Consider the following 25,378-nt stretch of genomic DNA (forward strand, 5'->3'; position numbering starts at 1 on the left):
CAGTCTGACTGCCTTTACCGCTCAAATAATCTAGGACAGCCATCGTCTTTGTTTTTGGTGCATAAACTTTGTTGCCCTTGCCAGTATAAAATCCGTCAACACCTTCTGCTTTGTAGCGTTTAATCCACACTTGTACTGAGGCCAGGCTTACTCCTGCTGCTTTGCTAATCCTACCTTGAGTAATTTCTCCGCGCAGATAAGCTCGTACATATTCTACTTTTTCTTCTATTGCTACTTTCTGTTTGTTTGGCATAGAAAAATCCCCCTATGATGACAGTTTTATTTTTTACTGTCTCTCATAGGGGGAGCATATCAGCCATTTGGCAGCCTTTTTGGCTTTCGAAAATTGACTATACGATAATATTAGACGTATACTATCTAAATAAGGAGGATTTTGGCTACATGCATGCATCATCAGAACAGACAGAGATAATCAAAGCATCACAGAAACTTCAGCTAGGGCAGATTATGAAAATTGACGCCTGTGCCGGTTCAGGCAAGACCACAACGTTGGTGGCGGTTGCCAATGCCAATCCGCAGAAAAGATTCCTATACCTGGCTTTTAACCGCAGCATTGCCGACAAGGCAAATCAGGTATTCCCGCCTAATACCCGGGCAATGACTATGCATAGTATGGCTTACCGGCATTTCTTCCGCAGTGGAGCACGACCTACCTTATCAGCTATCAAAATAGATATGCTTCATGACTGCTTTCCGGGTAAGGAAAATTACGAGCTGTTCCTCTTGCTTAATCGCTATAAGGAATTTTTGATATCTGCTGAGCGTGAGTTTCCTGGCAGGGAAATAAAAAAGATTTTTGAGTTGGTAGCAAATGGAACACTGCCAATGCCCCACGACCATTACCTGAAACTTTTTCAGCTGCTTTCGCCAGAGGAACAGGGGTTAGGCAGAATGTATGACTGTATTCTGGTTGACGAGAGTCAGGACTGTAATCCGGTGACGCTTAGCATCATTAATCGGGCCTCCTGCAGCCGGATTTTTGTTGGTGACTCACACCAGTCAATTTATGGCTTTCGCGGGGCAATCAATGCTTTGGCACGACAGAAAGCTGATGTGACGCTGTACCTGACCAATTCATTCCGTGCCCGTCAGCCGATTTTGGACAGGGCTAATCTCTACATGAAGATGTTTATGGATATGCTGTACGACGGACAGGTGCCATACTATCCCATGAATTCCATGATTAACGAGGAGAAACTCAAAAATAAACAGACCGCCTGCATTACCCGGACAAATTCGATGCTTGTGGATTTGATTGATGAGTACCGGGAAAAGCCGGAACGGGCTTATCTGGTCAAGAACCCCGAAGATGTATTCAAGATGGCCATTGCAGTCAAAGAATTTCTCTTTGACCGGCGCAATAACTTCGTTGGTGAATTCAAGTTCCTGAATCATCTACACGGTAAGGAAGAATTAAAAGATTATGCGGATAGCACAGCAGACGTAGAGATATTGTCCGCGATGAAGATTGCAGAAAAATATGAGGACGACTTATATGATTTGCTGGATATTGCCCGCCGCATGAACCAGCCGGAAGCGCCGGTGGTGCTGACCAATGCGCATACAAGCAAGGGCCTGGAATGGCATACCGTAAAATTGATGGATGATTTCCCGGATTTAGGCTTCCGTTATCTGGGATGCCGGTTCAATCCTGTAAAGTTTAAGCCTGGCATGAGTCATTTAGAAAAGCAGGATGAGCGGTTCAAGGACTTTATTCAGGAACTTAATCTCTATTATGTCGCCATTACCAGAGCGCAGATAAAACTGGTGGATATGACCGATAATGCCGCTTATCAAAGCCGGGAGGCCATTCTTGCGCATCTCGATGAATGTGAGTCAGCGATTAGAAAGTCGCGCGACAGGCGAAAAATCCAGAAAGTCCAAGAGCATGAATATACCAGGGAGACGAAAAATACCCACAAGCACCGCCAAACCTCGGAACTTCGAATGTGGGAAACCGAGCGCGATACCGTTTTGAACCGTATGCGGAAAAATATCCAGGATTGCGCCATTTCGGCCAATAACTTCAAGGAATTCAAGGACCTGCTTGGGCTCGGCGGCATACTGCTTCAGCAAAGGAATAACGACTGGGCATATGTTGATTTCTATGGCCGAGGCATAACGGCAAAAAGATTGGGCAAGGAGTTTACCAAGGATTACATTATGAACTTTCTAAAAAACTGATAGCAGATAGTTTTCCTTTTTTGGAGCAGGGGAATACCGTGTAAAGGTTGAATTAATACAGTATAACTATCGTGGAGGTGTTTTTTATGGGGATTTTCAGCGGATTAATCGGAAATGCAGCAGAAACGGACATTGATGATGTGAAAAAAGATTATGGAAAGCTTTTAGGCAAAAATGAGCAGGTAATTCAAGCGTATAAGTGGGTTAGAGACTTGCTCATTTTCACGGATTACCGGCTTATACTGGTGGATATTCAGGGAGCGACGGGAAAAAAGGTGGATTATCATTCCATTCCCTATAAAAGCATTCGGCATTTTGCAGTAGAGTCTACTGGCCACTTCGATTTGGAGGCAGAACTCAAAATATGGGTTGCCGGCCTTGGCGCAGATCCCTTGGTGTATACTTTTAGCAAAGATGCGGATGTTTACCGGGTTCAAGCATTATTGGCAGAATGTGTAGGAAAATAGCGTTAACCTGAAAGGACGATGGTTTCATGCAGTATGCATGCATAGATATTGGCGGCACGGCAATAAAATACGCCATGATGACAGAAGAAGGCAAGATTTTAACCAAAGGACAAATTTTAACCCAAATGGCCAAAGATGGCAGTGGAGATATTCCCCGAAAAATAGCCAATATTGTATCTGAATTAGAAAGAGAATGTGGCAAGCCTGAGGGTGTAGCTGTTTGTTCGCCAGGCCTTATTGATGTAGAAAAAGGTGAAGTTATTTTTGCTGGTCCAACTTTTCCGGGGTATACTGGCATGAAGCTGCAGGAAGAAATTGAACGTCTGACCCATTTGCCCTGCGCCGTAGAAAATGACGTTAATGCTGCTGGCCTGGGAGAAAGCTGGTTGGGCGCAGGCAAAGGCACCAAAAGTTCATATTGTATCTTTGTTGGTACAGGCATTGGCGGTGCTTTAGTAATAGATGGCCACCTTATCCATGGTGCTTCAGCATCGGCAGGAGAAATCGGTTATCTGCCCTTTGCCGGTGGTAAATTTGAAAATCTGGCCAGTACGTCAGCTTTATTACGCCAAACTGGTGCTACAACAGGCGAAGAAGTTTTTCAACGCGCAGCCAATGGTGAAGAAAAAGCGTTAGCAGCATTGGAAGAAATGGCCAAAAAGATTGCCAGCGCCCTTGCTGAAATCTGCTGTATTGTCAATCCGGAAGTCCTGATTATGGGCGGTGCAATAATGGCACAACGGGAATTTTTTGAACCACGTCTTAATTGCTATTTAGCAGAATTACTGCCTGAAGCATTGCGGAAAAACACACGCATTGCATTTGCTCAGTTAGGAACAGCAGCCGGCTTTACTGGTGCGTTGCGTCATTTCCTGCAAAAGCATAATAAGGAGTGTTCGATATGATAGATGGCAAGCAAAAAGTATTAGCAATAGCGGCACATATAAGCTATTTATTTTTCGGTGTTGGTTATGTGTTAGTTCCGCTGGCTATATACCTATTTTATGATAAAAAAGATGATTTTGTTGCCGGACATGCTAAACAAGCCTTAATCGTTCAAGTCATTTTTGGCGTAATTGGCACAATTGTTGCCGTGCTTACAGCACTATTAATCGGTGTATTGCTTTGGCCTATTGTTTTTATACTTGGTGCAATATGGTTTTGCTGTTCAATATATGCTTGCTTTAAGGTTATTAATGAACAGGAATACCATTATCCATTATTAGGAAGATTTATGTGACATATGTGCATGCAATTCTAAGTAAAAATAGATGGGATACAAGTATGGAGAAAATGAATATATGCGGACACAAATACATACTATTTCTAAAGAAAATTATCCCCAAATAATCGAGTGGCTGGAAAGCAGTTTTAACAAATAGGGTTGACTCAAAAAGAGATTTATAAAGGGGAATTATTATTAGAAGAGAATTTCTACCATTTTGCCACAGCTTCTGATGATGAAAATAAATTTCTTGCTCAAGTGGAGATAAAAAAACACTTTGGTGAAGTCAGCATTCGGCTGATTGTTCCAGGAAAAGCTTACAATCCGCTCAGCGATATCCGTGAAATTCCTGAAGACGAACGAGCGCAATACAGTCTGGCTATATTAAAAGCACACAAAGATGATATCAGCTATGCACGCAAAAATGATACCAATATCGTCTCTATTCGTGTACATCGTTCCGGTAATAAACTTGCCATTTATACGCTGATTAGTCTTGTTGCTGGCATCGTGATAGGGCTGGGGGCTAAAAGTATACTTGCACCAGATATACTGGTATGGTTGGTTAACAACATATTCGACTTGATTGAAAAATTGTTCATCATGAAAAACTAGCTATTTGTGCTCAAAACCAAGGAATTAGTCTTAATAAACTCATAGAACAAGCATTACAGGCTTATCAACCAATAAAGGCTATCTAACATGCATTATAACGGCCGGCAACTTGGTTAGAATGAGTAATGGGGTAGACATAGAATAAAGTTAGGAGGGAATACTAATGTATGACACATATATACCAGACAAAGGTTTCGTGGAAACTTTCTTTCGTATCAGCAACAGGATAAACAGAAAGAGATATATTAAGCGTATGTTGGCTCTTATGGGGATTACGTTTATTCTCGCATTTCTGATAAATTTTTCTTTGCTGATTGTTGGTGCAGATATATTAGCAGAAGATACGTTAGAAGGCTCCTTGGGGTTGTTAACGCTTATACCAAGCTTGGCTTTGATGATAAGAAGACTGCATGACCTTAACAGACCTGCATGGTGGGTGATAGCAACATTTGTCCCGCTTCTTAACTTAGTGTTATGGTTATATTTACTTTTCGCTAGAGGTACTTATGGCCCTAATCAGTATGGTGCCGATCCAATAGAAGGTTGTGATTAATGGGAGCAATAACTAAACGACATCAGGGCATACGTCATCTTCATAAAGATGTAACGCATATACAGCTAACTCTTGAGTATGACAGAGAGTGGAAAAACATGCTGAAGAAATATATAGCTAATTGGCCAAAACCTATGCAAAGTAATTTTGACCTTTTGATGACTAAGAAAGACTTAAAAGATGTCTTAATAACGCCAAAACATTTCGATTTAGCAAACGAGGTTATTGACTTGACGTTAAGATGTCTTAACAGCTATAGACGGGATTATCCTGTTATTTCTTTGTGCGAATCCTGTAAGCTCGATATGTGCCGGTGTTCTAAACGGTATCTTGTGAATGAAGAAAATGAGCAGTAAGAAGTAGGAGGAGACTGCTATGATTAAGGACTTGATGGAATACGCAAAGTATAAAGAATTCATGAATGCCTATGAAGACGAACTGTTTGAGCTTTGTACAGACTATCCTGAGGAATATAAGAAACTTAAGGCACAATTGGAAAACAAGAAGTATGATGTTGGCTCAGATGAACGAATCTACTTGGCGGCGATGGAAGCAACTGAATTTAGTGCCAGAATCTATGACGAGGAGCATATTGAGCGGACACCGCTCCTCAAAAAACTTGCAGAGATAGAGAGCCAATACGATGAGGAAGATTAATAAAGGCAATGGTGAAGCATATGAAGACATTAGATAAACCGGATTCTCCTCTTTACAACAAATTGATAGATAAAATCAATGAAGAATATCGGGCTAATCCGACAGAAAGAAATATGACGATTATTATGTCAAGGGATGAGCTCGAAGAAATAGTAGACAAAGATAATTTCCAGGAGAGCTTTGAGGCTGAATGTCAAAAGCTCATGTATGTTCGTATTGAGAGCGAAACTGCAATAGCTGCTTTATGTAACAGCTTGTCATGGAACAAGAAAGAGTTAAAAATTGAAGTTGGTAAATTCGTTATACCGTATTTGCTAAAAGAATGAGAAAGCTAATGAACGAGTTTGTAAATCGAAAGGTAAAGACGACATATGAGAAAAAAATTTGTTAGATATATTGCAACCTTAACAATAACATTATTTATAGTATTAACTCCTCTATTTACAGAGGCTTCACGTCCAATCCTCATAGAAGGAGCTATGGAATGCGAAACGAATTTTCTCATAGAAAAGTTACAGAATCCACAAGAACAACGTATTGGGGGATGGCGTTTTATAAGCGGTGATTATGAAGGAATACCTGTAGTAGTGTCTGTTACATCAGTGGGGATGACAAACGCTGCTGCGGCCACGGTGTTAGGAATTGAGACCTATCACCCGTTGGCAGTTATTAACCAGGGAACAGCAGGTGGTCATGATGCTGCACTTCATAGATTTGATATAGTTTTGGGCGCCGAGACCATTGATTTGAGTGCTTGGGTTAGCAAAAGAGAAAACAAAGGTGCTGATGGACGACATATAGAACTGAGACCTACTTATTATTATGATGATGGTATAGAAAAACAAGAAGTTGAGCTAAAAGCGGATTCAGAACTTCTAAAAGTGGCTGCAGAAGAAGGTAAAAATTATCAGGCTGGTAAAGTGGTTGTTGGAAAGATTTCAAGCAGTAACAATTGGAATAGGCAAATAGATCGAATTCGCTTTTACAATGAAAAATATGGTTCTTCTTGTGAAGAAATGGAAACGCATGCAGCAGCCCATATTTGCAAAAATTACAAAGTACCATTCTTAGGAATTCGTATTCTGTCAAATACAGAGGTTTACAACGAAGATTTCGCCCCCGCTACGGGATTAGCTTGCCAACAGTATGTTCTTGAAGTAGTAAAAGCGTATGCAAAGAATAAACAAATAAAAACAGATGCATAAAAAAGATAGCTCCTGTCGAATGACAGGAGCTTTTCTGTGGATAATATTTAACGAGAATTTAACCTAACCCGCGAGAAGTCCTCCACCTCTTAGGTGGGAGATGAAGGCGGGTATGGCGAATTTACATAAGTAATTGAGCCATACAATTGCTTTTTGTCTTATTAGGTAGTATAATCAAAGACAATAGAAATCGGAAATTTTCGAAGAAAGGAGAAGACCTGCGACAATCTTATAGACTGTTGTACTACGGTCTCACGGAGTCTGAAACGTCGAAAACCAAGGCAGTAAGCTCCCAGCAGGTACAAACAAGGGATTTGTGATTATCCTCTCTTTTCCGTAACCATTCGGAATGTAACATGTGCGAAGTCAGATTAGCAGACAAATCACAACTACCGTAGGGACTATGGAAAGTTACGCCTGTGGAGAGAGTGTAAGACGGATATATTCCTTTTGGGAGTATGCCGCAGTTCTCGACGAATCAGGAAGCTCACGCCTCTATAGGCGGGAGTAGTTCACTCTTAGGGAGCTATACTGCAAAGCATAGAAGATAAAGATTATGGGTGTGGGAAGTTTGAGTAATCTATAAAATGCATGAAATTTTATAAGATAGATAGCTATAACTATCAACAAAATCGCCTACAAGACGTGAAAAAATATCACGTAAATCTATAATCGCTCATATAGACTATTAGATGCCTTAAACTGTTTTTTGCGATTTTGAGGCTTCAAACAGGTGTAAAAATCCCCCTTATGAGTAATTTTCATAAGGGGGAGAATTTTTTTAGGTTAGCTTTTTATCTATTAGTCAATTTTCGGCGCCAATTTTTCCGTATGCCGATTGGTCATTCTCTCATGCACATGGGCATATCTGGCGGTCATTTTTGGGTCGGAATGGCGGAGCTGTTCCTGAACAACGCGCAGGTCTTTGGTCTGGCTGTAGAGATTGGTGCCGCAGCTATGACGGAGGATATGGCAGGAGTAGCCGTGATGTTTGAGGTCGCAGCCACGGAGAATGCGGTTCATGATGTCGCGAATGCCGTTACGGCTGACCCGGCCGAAGTTATGGCGATGGTCGGAAATGATGGTGGGGGTGAGGGTACCATCTTTGGTAGGGCGGGGACGGGCTGCGAGATACCGTTCCAGAACAGTGAAAGTGGCATCGCAGGGGTAAACCATTCCCCCATGGCCTTTACCTCGAACGTTGATGGAGCGGTATTCCCAGTTAATATCTTCATCGCAGAGGCGGTGGACTTCGACGTTACGAAAACCTTCCACGCCCATGAGGTAGATGATTAGAATATCGCGATAGCGGATGAAATCATTGTCCTCATTAATGTGGTTGACATAGTCACACATTTTTTGAATCTGTTCGGACGAGTAAAAACGGAATTGTTCGTCCCAGCTGATTTTTTTCTCGGATTTGATATCGTCGCAGGGATTGGCCTTAATGAGGTCCATTTTGCAGGCCGTATGGAAAAAGGCCCGGACAGCAGCCAGTTTGATGGCAATGGTGTTTTCGGAATAATTCTGGCTAAAGAGGTATTCCATATAAACACGCATCTGATAGTCCTGGATATCTAAAGGATGACGTTTGTTGGCCATGCACCATTTGATAAATGCATTAATATGGATGCGGTAATCCCGCATGGTATCCTGGGTCGGTCTGCCGTTGGCAATATACCGTGGCAGAAACTGCCAGTAGTAAGCCACAAAAAAATCCGGCGTGATGGCAGCCATGTCTAAATTATTAGCAACGGATAAATTTGCTTCATTAAAATCAGTAGGAATAGTCAAGTTATTTTCAGCCATAAATACTCCTCTCCAGTTATCCACATCTAACTGTGTGTAATTTCCATTAACCACAGTTAGAAAGATTTTTGAAAAGGCAGAGGGCTTTCCCCCTACCTTTTCATCTATTGATCGGTCAATTCGTTTGATTAGTCAACCACATTTTACAGCAAAACTTTGTGGCTAAGATTTACGCGACCCTTGTCGTCAATTTCAACAACTTTGACTTCAAGCTGATCGCCAACCTGTACAACATCTTCCACATTTTCAACGCGGCGTTTAGCCAGCTGCGAAATATGGCACAGACCTTCTTTGCCAGGAAGAACTTCCACAAAGGCACCAAACTTCATCAGACGAGTTACAGTACCAGTATAAACTTCACCAACTTCAACTTCACGCACGATATCTTCGATCATCTTGCGAGCCTTGGCCATACCTTCAGCATCTGCAGAGAAAATAAAGATATTGCCGTCTTCGTGAATATCAATCTGCACACCCGTTGCATCAATGATGCCTTTGACCACTTTACCACCCGTGCCGATGACGTCACGAATCTTATCCACCTTGATGGTAATGGTTTCTACGCGCGGTGCATACGGCGACAGTTCTTCATTCGGCTTAGCAATGCATTCGAGCATCTTGTCCAGAATGAACGCACGACCGCGTTTAGCCTGCTGCAATGCCGAAGACAGGATATTGCGGTCAATACCAGCAACCTTGATATCCATCTGAATAGCCGTTACACCTTTTTCCGTACCGGCAACCTTGAAGTCCATATCGCCCAGCGCATCTTCCATGCCCTGAATATCCGTCAGGATGGTATAAGCATCTCCTTCTTTGACCAGGCCCATAGCCACGCCGGAAACCGGACGCTTGATGGGAACACCGGCCTGCATCAGAGACAGCGTGCTGCCGCAAACCGAACCCATGGAGCTGGAACCGTTGGATTCGAGGATTTCCGAAACGAGTCGAATCGTATACGGGAATTCTTCCGTAGCGGGAATTACCGGCACCAAAGCGCGTTCTGCCAAAGCGCCATGACCGATTTCACGGCGTCCGGGGCTGCGGATGGGTTTTGCTTCGCCGACAGAATAGCCGGGGAAGTTATAATGATGGATATAATGTTTTGTAGTTTCGGGGCCAAGGCCGTCGATAACCTGTTCATCACTCAAGGGGCCAAGGGTCGTAACCGTCATAACCTGCGTTTGGCCGCGGGTAAAGAGTCCGGAACCATGTGCGCGCGGCAGAAGACCTACTTCGCAGCTTACCGGACGTACTTCTTCGAGGCCGCGGCCATCCGGACGAATCTTTTCATGGGTAATCATATGACGCACGATTTCTTTTTCCAAATCATGCAGCGCCATAGCGATTTCTTTGTCCATTTCCGGGTAATCTACGAGGAAATGTTCCATCGTATCGGCGTTGATTTCAGCGATATGTGCGTCGCGGTCGAGCTTGTCCGGGTTACGGGTAGCTTCATCCAGACGGTCTTTGGCATATTCGCGGATAGCCGTTTCCAGTTCTTCCGGCACCTTGAACAGCTTGGACTCACGTTTTTCCTTGCCGCAGGCCTGCTGAATTTCTTCCTGGAACGCTACGATACGCTTGATTTCCTGATGGCCATAAAGGATGGCATCGAGGATAACGTCTTCAGGCAGTTCGTTGGCACCAGCCTCCACCATCATTACGGCATCTTTTGAGCCAGCAACGGTGAGGTTCAAGGTGCTGACTTTACGCTGTTCTTCCGTGGGATTGATGACGAATTCATCATTTACACAGCCTACGCGCACACCGGCAATCGGGCCCATAAAAGGAATATCGGAAATGCAGAGTGCTGCAGAGGCACCAATCATGGCAGCCAGTTCCGGCGCGTTATCCTGTTCTACGGACATAACCGTAGCAACAATCTGCACGTCATTGCGGTAGCCTTTCGGGAACAGCGGACGAATCGGACGGTCAATCAGACGGGCGCAAAGGATAGCGTCGCTCGACGGACGCCCCTCACGTTTGATAAAACCGCCGGGAATCTTGCCTGCAGCGTACATCTTTTCTTCATAGTCCACGGTCAGCGGGAAGAAATCCACACCTTCGCGGGGTTCAGCGGATGCGGTAGCCGTTACGAGCACCACCGTATCACCATAACGAACAAAGGCAGCGCCGTTGGCCTGTTTTGCCAGCTTGCCGGTTTCAATCGTCAGCTTGCGGCCGCCCAGTTCCATTTCAAAACTATGCATAATTCTCCTCCTACGTCAAACTCATACATCTATATAGTTCGACATCTATTGTTTTTATCCTGTCATCAGGGAAATATACAAGAAAAAAGCGGGAAATCTCCCGCTTTCTTAAGAAAATCTCGCTATTAGCCGATCGTAGCGCGGATGCCGAGCTTAGCGATGATGGAACGATAACGCTCGATGTCCTTCTTGTAGAGGTAGCTGAGGAGACGGCGGCGATGACCAACCATCTTCAGCAGGCCACGACGGGAATGATGGTCCTTCTTGTGCTCTTTCAGATGATCCGTGAGGTACTGAATACGAGCAGTCAGTACAGCAATCTGTACTTCCGGCGAACCCGTGTCACCTTCGTGAACGGCATACTTCTGCATGATTTCCTGTTTTGCTTCCTGAGTCAACATGTGAAAACTCCTCCTATATAAATATAAAATGTCCGGCAGCTAAGATGACGTCGGAGTACTTCGCCGTCCGGGCTGCGGATTGGTGTCAAACACCTTCGTTAGTATAACACAGGCCGCCCTGCCTTGTAAAGAAAATTTATCAGGATTGCACCCACAAACGCTGATATTTTTCCAACTGCCGGGCCGTGTATTTAAGCATGTTCATCGCAAAGGCTGGATTGCGCTTCAAAACCGCCTGCACACTGGACAGCGGAATCAGCAGGAATTTTGCCTGTTCCGTGAGCACCTCGACCGATACACGGGCTTTCTTTTCCTCCAGAAAAATCAGTTCATTTAGCCAGCAATTTTCCTTTTTGATGTCCAAGGCATTGTACCAACCCTCGCTGTTTTCCATACTGCGTGCGACCTTGCCCCTCACCAAAAAGACCAGCTTGGTCTTGAGCATTTCCTCTGGCAGGCTGTCCCCCTCAAAATACGATATCATATGCGAATTCTCGATAAAGAGCTGAACAACACCATTTTCACATTCCTGCAGCAAATCCAGCTGGAACAAGTAATTCTGCAGTTCACTGCGCGTATTCTTTTTCTTGTCTTTCTTCGACTGTTGTTCGACAAAAACGGCATGCTTTTCCAGCCGTTCCGCAAAAATATTGTAATTATCACTCCAATCCATCAACATTTGTTGTAAAATCAAAACATATTGATTGAACAGCTTTTCGATACTGGCTGATGAAAAACTCGTATTGTCGTAGGAAAAGGTCATTACCAACTGATTTTCTTCATGACGAAAACCAATGCCCAGCTTAATATCACGCGTATCCCAGGAATTCTGCACAACCAGACGTCCAAAAGGTTCCGCCGGCACAGTAGAATAACTGACTCCTTCCAAAAAGAAATCATGAAAGTTTAGAAAATGGTCGAAAAAAGTCTCCTGCTTGCCGATAATATCCGCTATGCCCTCTCGTCCTAGTGAAGCATAGGGCTGCGAAATCACAAACTGTTGAAATGCCTTGGTAACAATAGTCTGCATCATGGGATTGCCTTTAATTGCCAGCCGGATAGGGATTATACTTTGCGCACTGTTTTCACTGTCCTTGCCCATATCGCGCGGCACTACAATACAATAGGCAACATCATCACATTTATTGACCTGTTCCAGCAATAATCCCCATGCAGTCTGTAATATCGACATCAACATGATTTTGTTCCCTTTTGCCTTTTCACGTAATTGGGCAAAGATATTATAGGGAATATACGAAAGAAATGCCTCTTGATGACGAACATTGTCCAAGTCCTCAATATAAGGAAGTTGTGGCTGTGGCGGCAAATCAGCTAAAATCTTTTTCCAATACGCAGCAACCGGCTGTTCCATATCCGACATACGCGAGCGCAAGCCACTGACCGCCTTAGGCTGTGGCTTATAAGGTAAATCCAGAGCCTCACAAAAAATCTTCCGCACATCGAAGTTATAGAGCATAGCCTGTATCCCTGTGACCACTACGGCATATTCATCTTCACCAGTATGATATACCGAAAAGCGGATAATCGGACCATTCTTGGGGTCAAAGCTGCGCCGCATATCCGCTTCCATCAGGCTTTTTAAGATATCCTCCAATTGTTCTCCCTGTACGTTCTCCAAATTGCGATAGACCACTTCGGGCATTTCTATACGCTCCTGAAACACTACCGCTAAAATTCTGTTTCCCACATCACAAAAATTCATTCGCAGAGCTTCATCATGCCGGGAAATGAGATTCAGCGCCCGATTGAACCGCGTGGGAATAAGCTTTCCCTTTATCTTATACAGCGTCTGCAAGATAGCACCGGACAACTGATTCGTTTCCCAATGACTAAAAAATTCCTTTTCATCATCGGTGATATCCCGCAAATAAAGCAGCTGCTTCGGAGAAAAGCTGTGCAATGCATGAATCTGATTGCCATAATAACGTTCAATTATCTGCCGTTCTTCAGGAAGCAAGTCGGTAACCTGTAATTTTTTCATGGGTGCATCTCCTCCATAAGGTTCTATTTCGGCCAATACTTCATGAAAACCCTTTCATCCTGACGCTCTTCGCCGGATAAGTGCTGGTACTTTACCACCTGTGTCATCCCCGGCACAATACGATAGCCCAGCTTCTTATGGGCTTTTAAGGACGCTGTATTGATTTTTTTCGTTCTGCTAAGCAGTCCCTGTACAGGAATCCTCTTCCGCAATTCCTGCTCCATTGTGGAAAAAATTTGTTTATGCCGATAGGCCTTACCGACCCCCACTTCTTCCACGAACCAAAAATCAGCTACATTTAAGCCATTATCCTGCGCAATCTGCGCAACTTCCTGATCTTCCACCAGCGGCACAGCTGCAAAAAAACCCGCACAGCGGTATAATTCCATATCCAGGCAGAGGATAATCAACCCTTTTTCCGCGTAGCGGGCAAAAAGTTGCTCAACCTCATCCGCAGTAAATTTTTCTTCATACGGAGGTAGCGCAAAACATTCCATATAGGTCTCAAAAAGTTCAACTTTAGCGAATAACTCCGCCATTTTCTTTCCCGAATCTACGGGCAATAGTTCCAAATTGTTCATAGCATAAAACCTCGCGACAATGTATATAACTACTATACATTATTCGCGAGGTTTTTATTTTTTCCTGTCTTATTTGGACTTATAAATGTTTTTCGGCATATTCTTTGATAAAACCTTTGAACTGAGCATCAACGTCAGTCAGCTGCTTGCCCGCACTCCAGTTCAAGGTAATCTGTACAGACAAGGCAGGCGACAGCGGACGACGGACAAAATTATGCTCTGTTCCGGTAACAAAATTTGGCAGGATAGAAACGCCCATCCCATTGGCGACCAGCTGCTTGATGGTCTTCATCTGCGATGTGCAAAGGGCAATATCCGGCACAAACCCTGCCTCACCGCAACGGCGGGCAACTTCCCTGTGCTGGTAGGTATGCGGCTGCTGCATGATGAATTTTTCATCGGCAATATCGGCAAAGGCAACTTTTTCCTGCGCAGCCAACGGATGATTGGCCGGCAGGCAGACACTCATGCTGTCCTTCATCAGGAGCATCTCATTTTCCGTTGTGGGGCGCACTTCGCCAAGGACTATACCAAAATCCAAATCCCCCAAAGCCAGCCGGTTGCGTACCTCATCTGAATCACTGTACTCTTGCACATCCAGACTAATTTCCGGAAAATTTGTCTGAAACTGCGTAAAGAGGTCGGGGAAAAGGTATGCCTCCACCATCGGCGGCAGGCCAAACTGAACCTTGCCCTGGCTGCCAGCATGATAGCGGGCCATATCCTTTTTGGCTGCGCTGGCCGCGCTCATAATCTTCTGCGCGTGCAGCAGGAAAGCCTGTCCTTCCGGCGTGAGGTTGACTTTTTTCTGGCTGCGGTCAATCAGCACCAGTCCCAGCTCTGCTTCCAAAGCTTTAATGGCTTTGGTGACAGAAGGCTGGGAAACATGCAGCGTTTCTGCTGTGCGGGTAAAGTTCTTCAAGTGGCTGATGGTACAAAAATACTCCAACTGGCGAAATTCCATTATTGGCGCCCCCATACTTTATAGATATCAGTTCTATGTTGCGGCCTGCTATTTATTATTTTGCAGGCTCTATCTATTATTTCTATTTTTCTATTATACTATGCTTTTTGGTTATTATCTAGTTTTTTCTGCAGAGGGCGAAGATTTATTCGAACATCATAAAAAGTGCTGCCTGCGGCTTTGTCCGTCGTACGGGCGTAAGTCAGGCGGTTGGTATTGCCACAGCGCGTGTATTCCTGCCACCAGACGCCTTCACTGACAGCCGTTCCCGGCTTTACCGCAGAGCTGATTTTGACCACGAATTCTGCCGAGCCTTGGGTATTTTCCGCCATAACCTTATCCTCCGCCTGCAGCTGCAAACGGCTTGCATCTACGGGATTTAATTGCAGAACCATAACGCCACTGCGGGTCAGTTCCTCACGTTCATTAAAGGAACTATCGAGAATTCTAGGGTCAGGGGAATTAATCAGGATAAATTCTCCCTCGTCCTGAGCATAGTGCGGCAGGAAGTAATCTGGTAAAGCTGGTTCCATCTGTGGATTGAGAATTTCAATCTTCCCGGAAGGCGTCTGAAAGTCCAGCTTGTAATCATCCGGCATGGGAAGTTCCACAGGCTCACCAGAACGCAGTGCAGATAAGTCAACCGGCAGCGGCCAGGCTGATTTGGTGCTTTCAATTATGTGGTTGACTAAATCTACTTCTTTTTGTTGGAAAAAATCATCAGTAAGGCCCATAGCCTTAGCCAGCAGCTGCATCACCTGCCAGTTGGATTTGCTCTCCCCTACTGGCGGAATAATTTGCGGCCCACGCTGGACAACATACTGCCCATAGGAGTAGTAAATATCCTCATGTTCCAGTGAGGACGTAGCGGGCAGAACAATATCCGCATAACGGGCAGTATCCGTCATAAAACGCTCATGAACCACCGTAAACAAATCTTCCCGCATTAGCCCAGCCACGACCTTTTCCTGTTCCGGTGCAGTGCAGGCCGGATTGGACGAATATACATACAGGCTCTTGATGGCAGGCTGCAGATTTTTGTCCGTCAAAACTTCGCCCAGCTTAATCATATTGATATGCCGCACGCCGTCTTTTTCCATATCGGGACGGCGGATGATGTCCTTGTCAAAGGCATTACTACCCGCTGCCGAAGTCAGCATACCGCCACCTTTTTTCGCATAGGCCCCCACCACTGCAGGCAGGCAGGTAATCAGGCGCGACGTCATAGCCCCATTGCCATAGCGGGACTGTCCGCTGCCCAGGCGGATAAAAGGAGCTTCAGCCTTAGCAAAAGCATGCGCAAAATGCGTTATCTGTTCAGCCGGCACTCCCGTAATCTCGGCAGTTTTTTGGGGCGTATACCGTGGCAAAACATTTTTCTTCAGTTCCTGCCAGCCCTGCACATAGCGGTCAATAAAATCTTCATCGGCCAGTCCGTCCCGCTCAATAACCTGGAGCATGCCCAAAGCCAGCGCGCCATCCGTGCCAGGCTTTACACAGATAAATTCATCTGCCCATTGGGCGGTTTTGGTGGCATAGGTATCAATACAGACAACCTTTGCCCCATGCTGGCGGGCAATATCCACATCATGCTTGAAATGAATATCCGTAGCGAGCATGCTGATGCTCCAAAGCACAATATAATCGCTGTACTGTGCCTCCTGCGGTGCCGTGGGCAGGGTCTTCCCCATCAGTGCACGATAGCCATGAGCCTTGGCAGGTGCACAAATCGTCCGGTCAAGGCTGGTTGCACCGAGCGCAAAAAACAGGGCATGCCCGGCACTATACTGAATCGTGCCCATCGTTCCGGCATAGGAATAGGGCAGAATCGCCTCTGCACCATCCGTCGCAATGATTTCCTGCCAGCGGACGGCAATGGTGTCCACAGCCTCCTGCCAGCTGATGGGGATAAACCTCCCCTCTCCCTTTGCCCCTATCCTTTTTAGTGGCGTAGTCAACCGCTTTTCCGAATGGACGGTGCGCTCATAATGCGCCATCTTGGGACACAATGTTCCCCGCGTAAAGGGATGCGCCGGATCACCGGCAACTTTAAAGGCTTTGCCGTTTTCTACCGTCACCAGCAAGCCACAGCAGTCCGGACAGTCATAGGGGCAGGCTGTTTTCTTTATCTCCATACAATTGTGCTCCTTTATTCTTTAATATACTCATTATAACACAACACTCAATTGTCAGCAGAATAAAAATCCCGTCTCATTCCAATACGCAATAATCTTCACCACATCCGCCGCAAAGTAACCGCGCACATTACATCCCGATCGTGACTGCCGCGTTCCAAGGCTGCATCACCGGACAGTGTCCAGCCCGGTGAAAATTCGGTTTCACCAGTCAGCGATAAAAGCAGGTGGATCTTATCCTGCCGGCCGCGCATCTCGTAAGTTATCGGCCCGCCGCCGGCATAGCCAAAGGTCACGCGGGGATCAGCTCCGCAAAAAGCGTGCCGGAGGCCCGCCCGCATTGCATAACTGCCTTTGTTCAGATAACGCCTAAACTCCACGCCCAGCCCTGCAGCGAAATAGGTATTGGTCGCGCTGTTCACCTTTTGCCCCAATGCGCCTACGCCATTTTCTGTATAGCCGTCCTGCCATAGACGGGACAGCTGCATATTCAGATAAGGGCTTATATGCCACGCAGCGGCCTTTTGGGCCTGCAGGTCGTATTTGTATTCTCCGCCCAATTCCAACAGGCGGCTGTTGTAATCGGCTCTTGCTGTGCCGATGCCTGTTATCCCTCGGCTCAGGTCATTTTTCAGCCAGCCATGACTCAAGTATACAAAACCCTCATGGGGGCCTCCTTTATAGCCGCCATACAGCCCAAAACGCGTGTCCTTTAGTCTGGTGCCAGCTGAACCAGCCGCCAAAGAGCTGCTGCCATAGCTGACAAATCCGCCGACACGCCAGTTCTTGCCGACAGCTTTATCATAGCCCAAAGCCAGCGTTGTGCCATGATAATTGGCTCCGCCTTTTAATTCGCCCCAGTTCTTGCCCGTCTTGAACCAGATGTCATTATCCACCGGCTGGTCAATTTGTGCCTGCATATGCAGACCATCTTGTACCGTCTCCTGCTTATCTGCGGTCAATTTAGCCGCAGGAAGCGGAACTGCCACCGTCTTCCGAGCGAAAGCATCCGCCAGCCGTGATGAAAGGATATGGCTGGTCATCGTGCTCTTTTGTGCGAGGGTTATTCCCTGCACGGCATTCGGCGCAGAGATATCCTTTAATGCGCCGGCAGCTCCCTGCCCGTCCATGGAAAATAATTTCTGCAGTTCAGGCTGGCGGTATTTTTCTGTGCCCATGTTATCATACATCGTCTTTACCGCATGAAACGCATCGTTCACAGCAGCCTCCTTACTGTCTAAATTATTCATCACCTCCATCTCTGCTGTCAGCGTATTGCCGCTGACTCTGCCTTTTATGCCGAGCATGGGCGCAACAGGGACTGCTGTATTCGCATTGGCCGCATTGCCTTCAATATGTTTTGCTGTAAGAACCGTTTTGGACTCCCCGGGCATTATGTCCACAGCCGTTGCTGTTGAACCGTCAATATAGGCATTTCCCGTGACGATAATCTGCCCGCCTTCACCGCCGCCATGAGCCTGCAGCCTGCCGTTGGATACCAAATTGCCGTTAATCGTCATATTTTCATCTGCCGAGGCAGCGCCGATAGTCCCCGAATTGATTACATAGCCTGTAGTCGTATCCACAGGAAAATCCGTATGCATTTTGCTGCTCATATCATTTACGATATAGCTGCCGCCCAAAAGTGCTGCATCTTCAGCCACCTGCACGCTTACCACGTTGGCTGTGCCTCCATAAATCAGCGTACCAGACTGGACATTCATTTTCATATTGTCCTCACCAGTAATCTTGCCGTTATACTGCATATCCGTATTGAAGTTCACCTGCGTTACCAAATCCGGAATATAAACATCATAACGATAAGCATTGTTGTTATACTGAATGGCCAAAACATCTGAACCGTCGTCTTTTACGCCGTCATAACTTTTCTCACACGCCGCAGCACCAAACTGTTTCCAATCTGAAGTGATATTGCCTTGAATATTTGCCCCTTTATTGATGTTAATCTTCTCCACAAAGGCATTTTTGCTGATATAAATGGCATTTTCGCCGCCCTTAAGTGTGCCGGACAAATTATACTCCTTCACCAATGGACCATTCAGTTCATTTTTATTGGCATTGTATTCATTAGCATCGTTAATCAAGAGGTCAAGATTTTTCGCGGACAGGATTGTTCCGGGCGCAGCTTTCGGCGCTGCTTTTGGCACTGCAGAATCATCCTCCTTGTCCTCAATGTCTTGAGCCTCTCTTATATAGCGGATATACGAGCCCCGATACTCATCTACTGCTCCATTGGAACTTGACCCAAAATCAAAACGCGTCCCGGTGCCGCCTTCGCCGCTGGCCGTCACTGTCCCGTCCTGATTCACGATATGGTTACGGCCATAAGCCAGCAACAGTCCATTGCCACGTCGTCCATCGGCATGAATTTCCGTATTCTCAGGCACATTCAGCGTATTACCCGTACCATCCACACGGACGCCGACAGCGCCTGCACCAGTGGTCAAAATATTACCATTTTGGGTCACCTTATTGTCGGAGCCATAAATATGCAGGCCAATTCCCAACGGCACCACGCTGTAGACATTATCCAGATAGGCCGTACCTTCCGCATTGCGCTTGAAATACCCTTGATGATTTATGATGTCGCTGCCATTGCCATAGATAGAACGGCCAAAGTAGGCTTTGCGGTCAAAAGAATAGCCCAAATCCTGCATTGCTGCTAGTTCCACTTCCAAAAAGGATGTGTAGTTGGTATATATACGATGACTCATCATACCGGCAGTCTGAAAATGCGAGCCTTCGAAATCGTATCCATCCGAATCCTTTTCCCAGCCATTTACCGGCAAACCGGAACGGCCAAAGAATGTTGCGCCTCCTAAAGCCTCCGTCACATGTTCGCCAACAAAGTAGGCATACCCCTTCCCTGTTCCATCCGGTTTTCTGTCCACCACAAAACATTTAGCGGGGTCATCTGCCTGCTGTGGCGTTACAATAGGCATTCCTGCTTTGGCTGCATTGCCATTTTGATCGACCAAATGAAGCGTCCAGGCATTTTTATCCTTAATGCCATGGTCAATCAACACCTTTTTTTCACCTAATATTTCTGCACTCACACACGGAAAATGAATGCCTAATGCATGCCCCAGTTCATGACGAAAGGTGCCCACAAAATCAGCAGCCTGTTCATTGGTCGGCAGCAGCGAATCGGCATCCACCCACCAGCCGTTGATGGCGCCTGTACGATTTGCTCCCATATAAGAGCCTACTGTAATATCACTATAAGCATACTTTCCCTTGGGCAGATAGCCAATTTGAGCCTCTTCGTAAGTAATCGGCTTAAACACAGCTCCATCCTGCAGCTGGTCTTTTACATAAATCTGCTCAGTGATTATAGATTCTTTAGCAGGCTGCTCTCCATCCGAATTCACCGAATGGGAAGCTGCACTGGCATTGGGACTGTTATCCGTATTAACAAATATCTGCCAGGGCGTAGTATTTTTCGCTCCCTTCCCCAAAATCCCTGCCCAATATGCCGTACTGGAGTTCGTTGCTTCAATATGACTTTTGTCTAAATCATACGCAGACGCACGCACCAGCCAATTTGAGTTCAAGCCTATGCCCTCACCTGTTCTGAGATATTTCAATTCGGCAAAAGGCCGGCCATCCGAATACAAATATTCCGTGGCTAGATACGGCGATTCAGACTCCAAATTTTTTTCGAAATCAGGCAAAGAAAAATCCGCTCCAAAAGTCACCGGCATATCCAAAACGGACAGCACTGCAGCAGTCAGTGCACAAATCCTTTTTCTTGAGAAAATCCTTTTTTCATTCATCCTGTCCACCCTTTCAAACTTTCCAATGTTTTGGATTAATATATTTATTCGTTAGCAGAGAAAATATCCCTTCTAAACAGCCCTTTGTACGCCGTTATTTAAGCAAAAAAAAGACTATGAAAGGCTTGCGCCTATTCATAGTCTCTGTAAAAGTCATGAAATCAAGCTTATTACGTTACCGCTTCCAAATCCTCGTCCTTCTTCAACAAACCGCTGCCACAATGACGGGCTACCAGTACCGCCAGCGTCATCAGGGCAAGCGCCAGTACCAGCTGCAAGCCGTCTACCATCAGGGTGAAATCCCCGCTGGCGAGCTTGCCGGCGATACCGACTACGCTGAGTACCAAAGCGCTCATGGTCACCAGGAACATAAAGGTCATCGGTACATAGAGCATCCAGCCTTTGCGGCCCGTAGTTTTGAGGAAAAGTGCCAACGCAATCAAAACGAGTGCCGACAGGAGCTGATTGGCTGCGCCAAAGAGCGGCCAGATATTCATATAACCGGCAAGGCACAAAGCATAAGCCAAAGCCAGGGTCAATGCCGTGGAGGCATATTTATCCATCAGCAGTTTTACCCAGCCACTGGCCTGTTCTCCTTCACCAGGAGCAACGAGTTCCTGCAAGGACATGCGGCCGATACGTGCCACGGAATCAATCGTCGTCATAGCCAGTGCCGATACACACATGGTGATGATGCAGGCGGAAACCGCAGCGGGCAGACCAAACATCTGGAAGAAGCCGCCGATAGCACCAGCAAAAATCTGGAAAGGCGTTCCCTGCGGCAAAGAACCATTAGAAGCCGCTGCACAGGCGATAACAAGTGCTACCACACCGAGCAAAGATTCCACAAGCATTGCACCGTAACCAACAGGCAGCATATCCCGTTCGTTGGCAATAGCCTTGGAAGAAGTGCCCGAAGATACCAGGCTATGGAAACCGGATACTGCACCGCAGGCAATCGTGATAAAAAGAATCGGGAACAAGGACTGTCCCTTAACCGTAAAACCGACAAACGCCGGCATATTGATTACGGGATTGGCGACCAGAACGCCAACCACACCGCCGAAAACCATGCCTAAAAGCAGGAAGGAACTCAAGTAGTCACGCGGTTCCATTAAGAGCCACATGGGCAGAACCGATGCGATAAAGCAGTAGCCAAAGGTCACATAACGCCAGCCCGTGGCATCAAGATACAACGGGAACTGCATACCTACGGCGAACATCGCCACAACTAATACAACAGCTACAAGGAACTTGACCAATCCACTTGGCTGAACCTTGCTGATAAATACGCCAAATCCCATCGCTACGACAATGTAGAGCATGGAAATCGTGGCGGCCTGTGCGCCTGGTACATTGAGTGCCCCGCTCTTGGTAAAACCGTTAAAGGTATTCGCCAGAATATCGGCAAAAGCGGCAAGTACCAGCAGAGTAAACAACCAGCAGAACAACAGGAACAAACGGCGCCCCGTACGGCCTACATACTGTTCAATCAGCATGCCCATACTCTTGCCCTGATTCTTTACCGATGCATAGAGCGCTGTAAAATCCTGTACTGCCCCAAAGAAAATGCCGCCGACCAACAGCCAGAGCATTGCCGGTGCCCAGCCGAACATTGCAGCGATAATCGGTCCGGTCACAGGGCCGGCACCTGTAATCGAAGAAAACTGATGGGCAAATACGGTAAAGCGGGAAGCCGGTGCATAGTCTCCGCCATCTTCCAGTTCTACCGCCGGCGTCTTAGCTTTAGGGTCAATCCCCCAGGTCTTTACCAGCCATCGGCCGTAGAGAAAATACGCGGCCACAAAAGCGACCATGGCAAAGCCCACTAACATTAAACCATTCATAACATAAGACCTTCTTTCTCCAACATAAACGTATAAAAGTATTATTGCAGTTGGATATTTGTATAATGTGTATAGTATCACTCTGTAACCAATATGTCAACTTGTAAACTGTAAAATGAAAAAACTTTCCATAAAAAAATTGTGCAAAATGCTTAGTGCTAAGCATTTTGCACAATTTTACACGATAGTTTAGATATTATTTTAATTCTACAACCGTAGCCCCCGTGCCGCCTTCGTTGATATCGGCGAACTGGAAGCTTAGGACATTGCGGTGTCCTTTGAGATAGGCATGAACGCCCTTACGCAGGGCGCCCGTGCCCTTACCATGGATAATGAGTACCTGACTAAGGCCCGCAATCACCGCATCGTCAATGAACTTGCCCAACGTCATTTCCGCTTCGTCCACCATCATGCCGCGGATATCGATATCGCGGCCGATATTCTGTGTCTTCTGCAGGAAACTGGATGACTGGGAGTTCTTGCGGCTGCCTGTATTGGTACTGGGCTTTTCTTCTACCTTGTGGGCAATAAAGGTGCAGGCATTTGCCTTGAGCTTGGTGCGCAGAGCGCCTACCTGTACGGTCAAATCCTTGCCCTGAATTTCGAGGACAGTGCCCTTTTGGTCAAGTTTTTTGACATAGACTGTATCGCCCACACGGATTTTTTTGAGATCAATACGCTGGCCCACGCCCTTCTGCGCCATGATGCCGGGGTTGGCTTTGGCCGAAGCTTCGTTGATACGCGCACGGGCATCGGCAATCGCCTGCTGGCGGGCTTTGATGCCCAAATCGTCAAACTGCTCTTTTAGCTGGCTGATGACTTCTTCCGACTCCCGGCGGGTCTGACGGATAAGGGCTGCGCTCTTGTCCTTGGCCTTGCGGATGATATCGCCCTTCTTCTGGCTGAGCTCTTCCTTGGCCTTCAAGAGTTTCTCTTCGAGCTTCTTGACCCGTGCCTGACGCTCGGCGATATCGGCATTACGCTGTTCATACATCATCTTTTCATTTTCGAGCTCGTTGATGACGTGTTCAAACTGTGCATGGTCAGCCTTGACGAGCTGCTGAGCACGGAGAATCAGCGAATCAGCCAATCCTAAACGGCGGCTGATGGCAAAGGCATTGCTGGCGCCGGGAATGCCAATCAGCAGACGATAGGTGGGCCGCAGGGTTTCGATATCGAATTCCACGCAGGCATTTTCAATGCCGTCACGGGTATAGGCAAAGGTTTTCAGCTCTGAATAATGCGTGGTCGCAACAGTAGTTGCCTGCACTTCCAGCAGTTTTTCCAAAATAGACATGGCCAGGGCCGCACCTTCTTCCGGGTCAGTACCGGCGCCCAATTCATCGAGCAGCAGCAAATCTTCGCTCTCAACCTTGTCCAAAATGCTGACAATATGGGTCATATGGGCGGAGAAGGTCGAAAGACTCTGCTCGATGCTCTGTTCATCGCCGATATCCGCATAGATGTTGGCATAAAGGGCGATTTCTGAGCCTTGGTCAACCGGCAGATAAAGGCCGGACTGCGCCATCAGAACCATAAGCCCCAAGGTCTTCATGGTGACGGTTTTACCGCCGGTATTCGGGCCGGTAATCAAAAGCATGCGGTAGTTTTCGCCAATGCTGATATTGGTCGGTACAACCTTATCCTTGGCAATCAGCGGATGGCGGGCATTATTCAGCACCGTGCGGCCTTCATCATTAATCAGCGGGCGCACAGCCTTCATGGACGCCGCTAGGCGCGCCTTAGCAAAGGTAAAGTCAATGTCACCCAAAATCTCGCAGTTAGCCGCAAGCGTTTCCTTCTCCCGCTGGATTTCGCCAGAAAGCTGGCGCAGGATGCGCTGAATTTCCTGCTGTTCAGCGAGCGTAAGCTGCTTTACATCATTATTGAGTTCCACCACAGCCATCGGCTCGATAAAGAGCGTAGAACCGCTGGCCGACTGGTCATGGATGAGGCCAGGGAAATGCGCGCGGTATTCTGCCTTGATGGGGATAACATAGCGGTCATCGCGAACGGTGACAATGGCATCCTGGAACATCTTCTGATATTGGCCGTCATGGAGGATATTATTGATTTTATCCTTGATACGCCCCTGGGATGACTTCAGTTCACGGCGGATGCGCCTAAGTTCCACGCTGGCATCTTCCCGCATATTGCCATGCTCGTCAATGACGTTGTTGAGGTTGCGTTCGAGCTGCCCCAAAATCTCCAAAGAACGTGCCCATTCCTGCAAAATCGGTGCTTCAAGCTCCAAATCGCGGAAGAAATACTTGATGGTACGCATGGCATACATGGTGTTCATGATGTTCTGGAGTTCTTCCAGTTCCAAAATGGCACCCTTGCCTGCTTTTTTTAAGAGCAGGCGAATATCGCGAATGCCGCCCAATGGAGGTGCAGACATGGACAGCACCTTCACGGCTTCCGTGGTCTGCTCCTGCCACTCCAGAACCTCGGCAAAGTCTGAACTGGGCACAAGGTCATGGGCCTTTTCCTTGCCTAAAGCCGAGCCGGCATATTCAGCCAGCTTATCCGTTATCTTTTTGTATTCTAAAACCTTAAACGATTCTTGTTCCATTTATTTATTGAACTCCGTTACTGAAAACTTATAAAAAGCCATAAACCTTCCATAGAAAGTTAACTTTTATGTTCCATTCCTCATTCATCGCATCCGCTTTCACCGTCCCGAAGAACAGACTACTCAC

The 25,378-nt window shown here is 46.5% G+C and carries 21 protein-coding genes; 10 read left to right on the forward strand and 11 right to left on the reverse strand.

From position 1 onward, the window contains the following. Positions 1 to 253, reverse strand: a 253-nt coding sequence (locus G598_RS0112880) for a helix-turn-helix domain-containing protein (RefSeq protein WP_026767309.1), incomplete at its 3' end; no start/stop codon positions are given. 149 nt (positions 254 to 402) lie between these two features. Here G598_RS0112880 and G598_RS0112885 point away from each other — a divergent pair. The 10 genes from G598_RS0112885 (at position 403) to mtnN (ending at position 6,927) form a co-directional block, all read left to right on the forward strand. Further along, positions 403 to 2,205, forward strand: a complete 1,803-nt coding sequence (locus G598_RS0112885; RefSeq protein WP_026767310.1) for a UvrD-helicase domain-containing protein — start codon at positions 403 to 405, stop codon at positions 2,203 to 2,205. 86 nt (positions 2,206 to 2,291) lie between these two features. Further along, a complete protein-coding gene (locus G598_RS0112890; RefSeq protein ID WP_026767311.1) occupies positions 2,292 to 2,672 on the forward strand; it encodes a PH domain-containing protein in 381 nt (126 codons plus the stop codon). 26 nt (positions 2,673 to 2,698) lie between these two features. Beyond that, a complete protein-coding gene (locus tag G598_RS0112895; RefSeq protein WP_026767312.1) occupies positions 2,699 to 3,577 on the forward strand; it encodes an ROK family protein in 879 nt (292 codons plus the stop codon). Beyond that, positions 3,574 to 3,912, forward strand: a complete 339-nt coding sequence (locus G598_RS0112900; protein WP_026767313.1) for a DUF4870 domain-containing protein — start codon at positions 3,574 to 3,576, stop codon at positions 3,910 to 3,912. The genes G598_RS0112895 and G598_RS0112900 overlap by 4 nt, the downstream gene beginning before the upstream one ends. Positions 3,913 to 4,056: 144 nt before the next feature. After that, the gene (locus G598_RS0112905; RefSeq protein WP_026767314.1) at positions 4,057 to 4,512 is read left to right on the forward strand and encodes a hypothetical protein; all 456 of its coding nucleotides are present in this window, start codon (positions 4,057 to 4,059) and stop codon (positions 4,510 to 4,512) included. 2 nt (positions 4,513 to 4,514) lie between these two features. Further along, complete coding sequence (locus G598_RS20465; protein WP_419185358.1) at positions 4,515 to 4,598, forward strand: hypothetical protein; 84 nt, start codon at positions 4,515 to 4,517, stop codon at positions 4,596 to 4,598. A 77-nt stretch (positions 4,599 to 4,675) separates the two neighbouring features. Next, the gene (locus G598_RS17960) at positions 4,676 to 5,065 is read left to right on the forward strand and encodes a DUF805 domain-containing protein (RefSeq protein WP_051180306.1); all 390 of its coding nucleotides are present in this window, start codon (positions 4,676 to 4,678) and stop codon (positions 5,063 to 5,065) included. 375 nt (positions 5,066 to 5,440) lie between these two features. Next, on the forward strand, positions 5,441 to 5,722 hold the full coding sequence (locus G598_RS0112920) for a hypothetical protein (RefSeq protein ID WP_026767316.1): 282 nt from the start codon (positions 5,441 to 5,443) through the stop codon (positions 5,720 to 5,722). Positions 5,723 to 5,742: 20 nt separating this feature from the next. Continuing rightward, positions 5,743 to 6,048: a hypothetical protein gene (locus G598_RS0112925; RefSeq protein ID WP_157833343.1), complete on the forward strand. Its 306-nt coding sequence runs from the start codon at positions 5,743 to 5,745 to the stop codon at positions 6,046 to 6,048. Between the two features lie 45 nt (positions 6,049 to 6,093). Beyond that, entirely contained in the window at positions 6,094 to 6,927 is an 834-nt protein-coding gene (mtnN, locus tag G598_RS17965; protein WP_051180309.1) for a 5'-methylthioadenosine/S-adenosylhomocysteine nucleosidase, read from the forward strand. 801 nt (positions 6,928 to 7,728) lie between these two features. Here the strand turns inward: mtnN and G598_RS17970 are convergent. The 10 genes from G598_RS17970 to G598_RS0112980 form a co-directional block, all read right to left on the reverse strand. Further along, the gene (locus G598_RS17970; RefSeq protein ID WP_051180312.1) at positions 7,729 to 8,736 is read right to left on the reverse strand and encodes a tyrosine-type recombinase/integrase; all 1,008 of its coding nucleotides are present in this window, start codon (positions 8,734 to 8,736) and stop codon (positions 7,729 to 7,731) included. A gap of 143 nt (positions 8,737 to 8,879) precedes the next feature. After that, entirely contained in the window at positions 8,880 to 10,949 is a 2,070-nt protein-coding gene (locus G598_RS0112940; protein WP_026767318.1) for a polyribonucleotide nucleotidyltransferase, read from the reverse strand. Positions 10,950 to 11,074: 125 nt separating this feature from the next. After that, positions 11,075 to 11,350 carry a 30S ribosomal protein S15 gene (gene rpsO, locus G598_RS0112945; protein WP_014424698.1) on the reverse strand — a complete coding sequence of 92 codons (276 nt, stop codon included), beginning with the start codon at positions 11,348 to 11,350 and terminating at the stop codon, positions 11,075 to 11,077. Positions 11,351 to 11,489: 139 nt separating this feature from the next. Beyond that, a complete protein-coding gene (locus G598_RS0112950) occupies positions 11,490 to 13,352 on the reverse strand; it encodes a condensation domain-containing protein (RefSeq protein ID WP_026767319.1) in 1,863 nt (620 codons plus the stop codon). A 23-nt stretch (positions 13,353 to 13,375) separates the two neighbouring features. Next, a complete protein-coding gene (locus tag G598_RS0112955) occupies positions 13,376 to 13,933 on the reverse strand; it encodes a GNAT family N-acetyltransferase (RefSeq protein WP_026767320.1) in 558 nt (185 codons plus the stop codon). Positions 13,934 to 14,012: 79 nt separating this feature from the next. Then, the gene (locus G598_RS0112960; protein ID WP_026767321.1) at positions 14,013 to 14,897 is read right to left on the reverse strand and encodes a LysR family transcriptional regulator; all 885 of its coding nucleotides are present in this window, start codon (positions 14,895 to 14,897) and stop codon (positions 14,013 to 14,015) included. A gap of 98 nt (positions 14,898 to 14,995) precedes the next feature. After that, positions 14,996 to 17,032 carry a molybdopterin-dependent oxidoreductase gene (locus tag G598_RS0112965; RefSeq protein WP_026767322.1) on the reverse strand — a complete coding sequence of 679 codons (2,037 nt, stop codon included), beginning with the start codon at positions 17,030 to 17,032 and terminating at the stop codon, positions 14,996 to 14,998. A gap of 98 nt (positions 17,033 to 17,130) precedes the next feature. Continuing rightward, positions 17,131 to 20,829 carry an autotransporter outer membrane beta-barrel domain-containing protein gene (locus G598_RS0112970; RefSeq protein ID WP_026767323.1) on the reverse strand — a complete coding sequence of 1,233 codons (3,699 nt, stop codon included), beginning with the start codon at positions 20,827 to 20,829 and terminating at the stop codon, positions 17,131 to 17,133. 170 nt (positions 20,830 to 20,999) lie between these two features. Beyond that, positions 21,000 to 22,676: a carbon starvation CstA family protein gene (locus G598_RS0112975; RefSeq protein ID WP_026767324.1), complete on the reverse strand. Its 1,677-nt coding sequence runs from the start codon at positions 22,674 to 22,676 to the stop codon at positions 21,000 to 21,002. Between the two features lie 196 nt (positions 22,677 to 22,872). After that, positions 22,873 to 25,251 (reverse strand): endonuclease MutS2, encoded by a 2,379-nt coding sequence (locus tag G598_RS0112980; RefSeq protein ID WP_026767325.1) that lies wholly within the window; start codon positions 25,249 to 25,251, stop codon positions 22,873 to 22,875. Between the last annotated feature and the right edge of the window lie 127 nt (positions 25,252 to 25,378).

This window comes from Selenomonas ruminantium subsp. ruminantium ATCC 12561 (assembly GCF_000424065.1).
GTDB classification, from domain to species: Bacteria; Bacillota; Negativicutes; order Selenomonadales; family Selenomonadaceae; genus Selenomonas_A; species Selenomonas_A ruminantium.

Coding starts and splice junctions, on each gene's coding strand:
- G598_RS0112970 (WP_026767323.1), bottom strand. CDS start 20,829: ATGAATGAAAAAAGGATTTTCTCAAGAAAAAGGATTTGTGCACTGACT.
- G598_RS0112895 (WP_026767312.1), top strand. CDS start 2,699: ATGCAGTATGCATGCATAGATATTGGCGGCACGGCAATAAAATACGCC.
- G598_RS0112940 (WP_026767318.1), bottom strand. CDS start 10,949: ATGCATAGTTTTGAAATGGAACTGGGCGGCCGCAAGCTGACGATTGAA.
- G598_RS0112965 (WP_026767322.1), bottom strand. CDS start 17,032: ATGGAGATAAAGAAAACAGCCTGCCCCTATGACTGTCCGGACTGCTGT.
- G598_RS0112955 (WP_026767320.1), bottom strand. CDS start 13,933: ATGAACAATTTGGAACTATTGCCCGTAGATTCGGGAAAGAAAATGGCG.
- G598_RS0112975 (WP_026767324.1), bottom strand. CDS start 22,676: ATGAATGGTTTAATGTTAGTGGGCTTTGCCATGGTCGCTTTTGTGGCC.
- G598_RS0112925 (WP_157833343.1), top strand. CDS start 5,743: ATGAAGACATTAGATAAACCGGATTCTCCTCTTTACAACAAATTGATA.
- G598_RS0112885 (WP_026767310.1), top strand. CDS start 403: ATGCATGCATCATCAGAACAGACAGAGATAATCAAAGCATCACAGAAA.
- G598_RS0112980 (WP_026767325.1), bottom strand. CDS start 25,251: ATGGAACAAGAATCGTTTAAGGTTTTAGAATACAAAAAGATAACGGAT.
- rpsO (WP_014424698.1), bottom strand. CDS start 11,350: ATGTTGACTCAGGAAGCAAAACAGGAAATCATGCAGAAGTATGCCGTT.
- G598_RS17960 (WP_051180306.1), top strand. CDS start 4,676: ATGTATGACACATATATACCAGACAAAGGTTTCGTGGAAACTTTCTTT.
- G598_RS0112950 (WP_026767319.1), bottom strand. CDS start 13,352: ATGAAAAAATTACAGGTTACCGACTTGCTTCCTGAAGAACGGCAGATA.
- G598_RS0112890 (WP_026767311.1), top strand. CDS start 2,292: ATGGGGATTTTCAGCGGATTAATCGGAAATGCAGCAGAAACGGACATT.
- mtnN (WP_051180309.1), top strand. CDS start 6,094: ATGAGAAAAAAATTTGTTAGATATATTGCAACCTTAACAATAACATTA.
- G598_RS0112960 (WP_026767321.1), bottom strand. CDS start 14,897: ATGGAATTTCGCCAGTTGGAGTATTTTTGTACCATCAGCCACTTGAAG.
- G598_RS0112920 (WP_026767316.1), top strand. CDS start 5,441: ATGATTAAGGACTTGATGGAATACGCAAAGTATAAAGAATTCATGAAT.
- G598_RS0112900 (WP_026767313.1), top strand. CDS start 3,574: ATGATAGATGGCAAGCAAAAAGTATTAGCAATAGCGGCACATATAAGC.
- G598_RS17970 (WP_051180312.1), bottom strand. CDS start 8,736: ATGGCTGAAAATAACTTGACTATTCCTACTGATTTTAATGAAGCAAAT.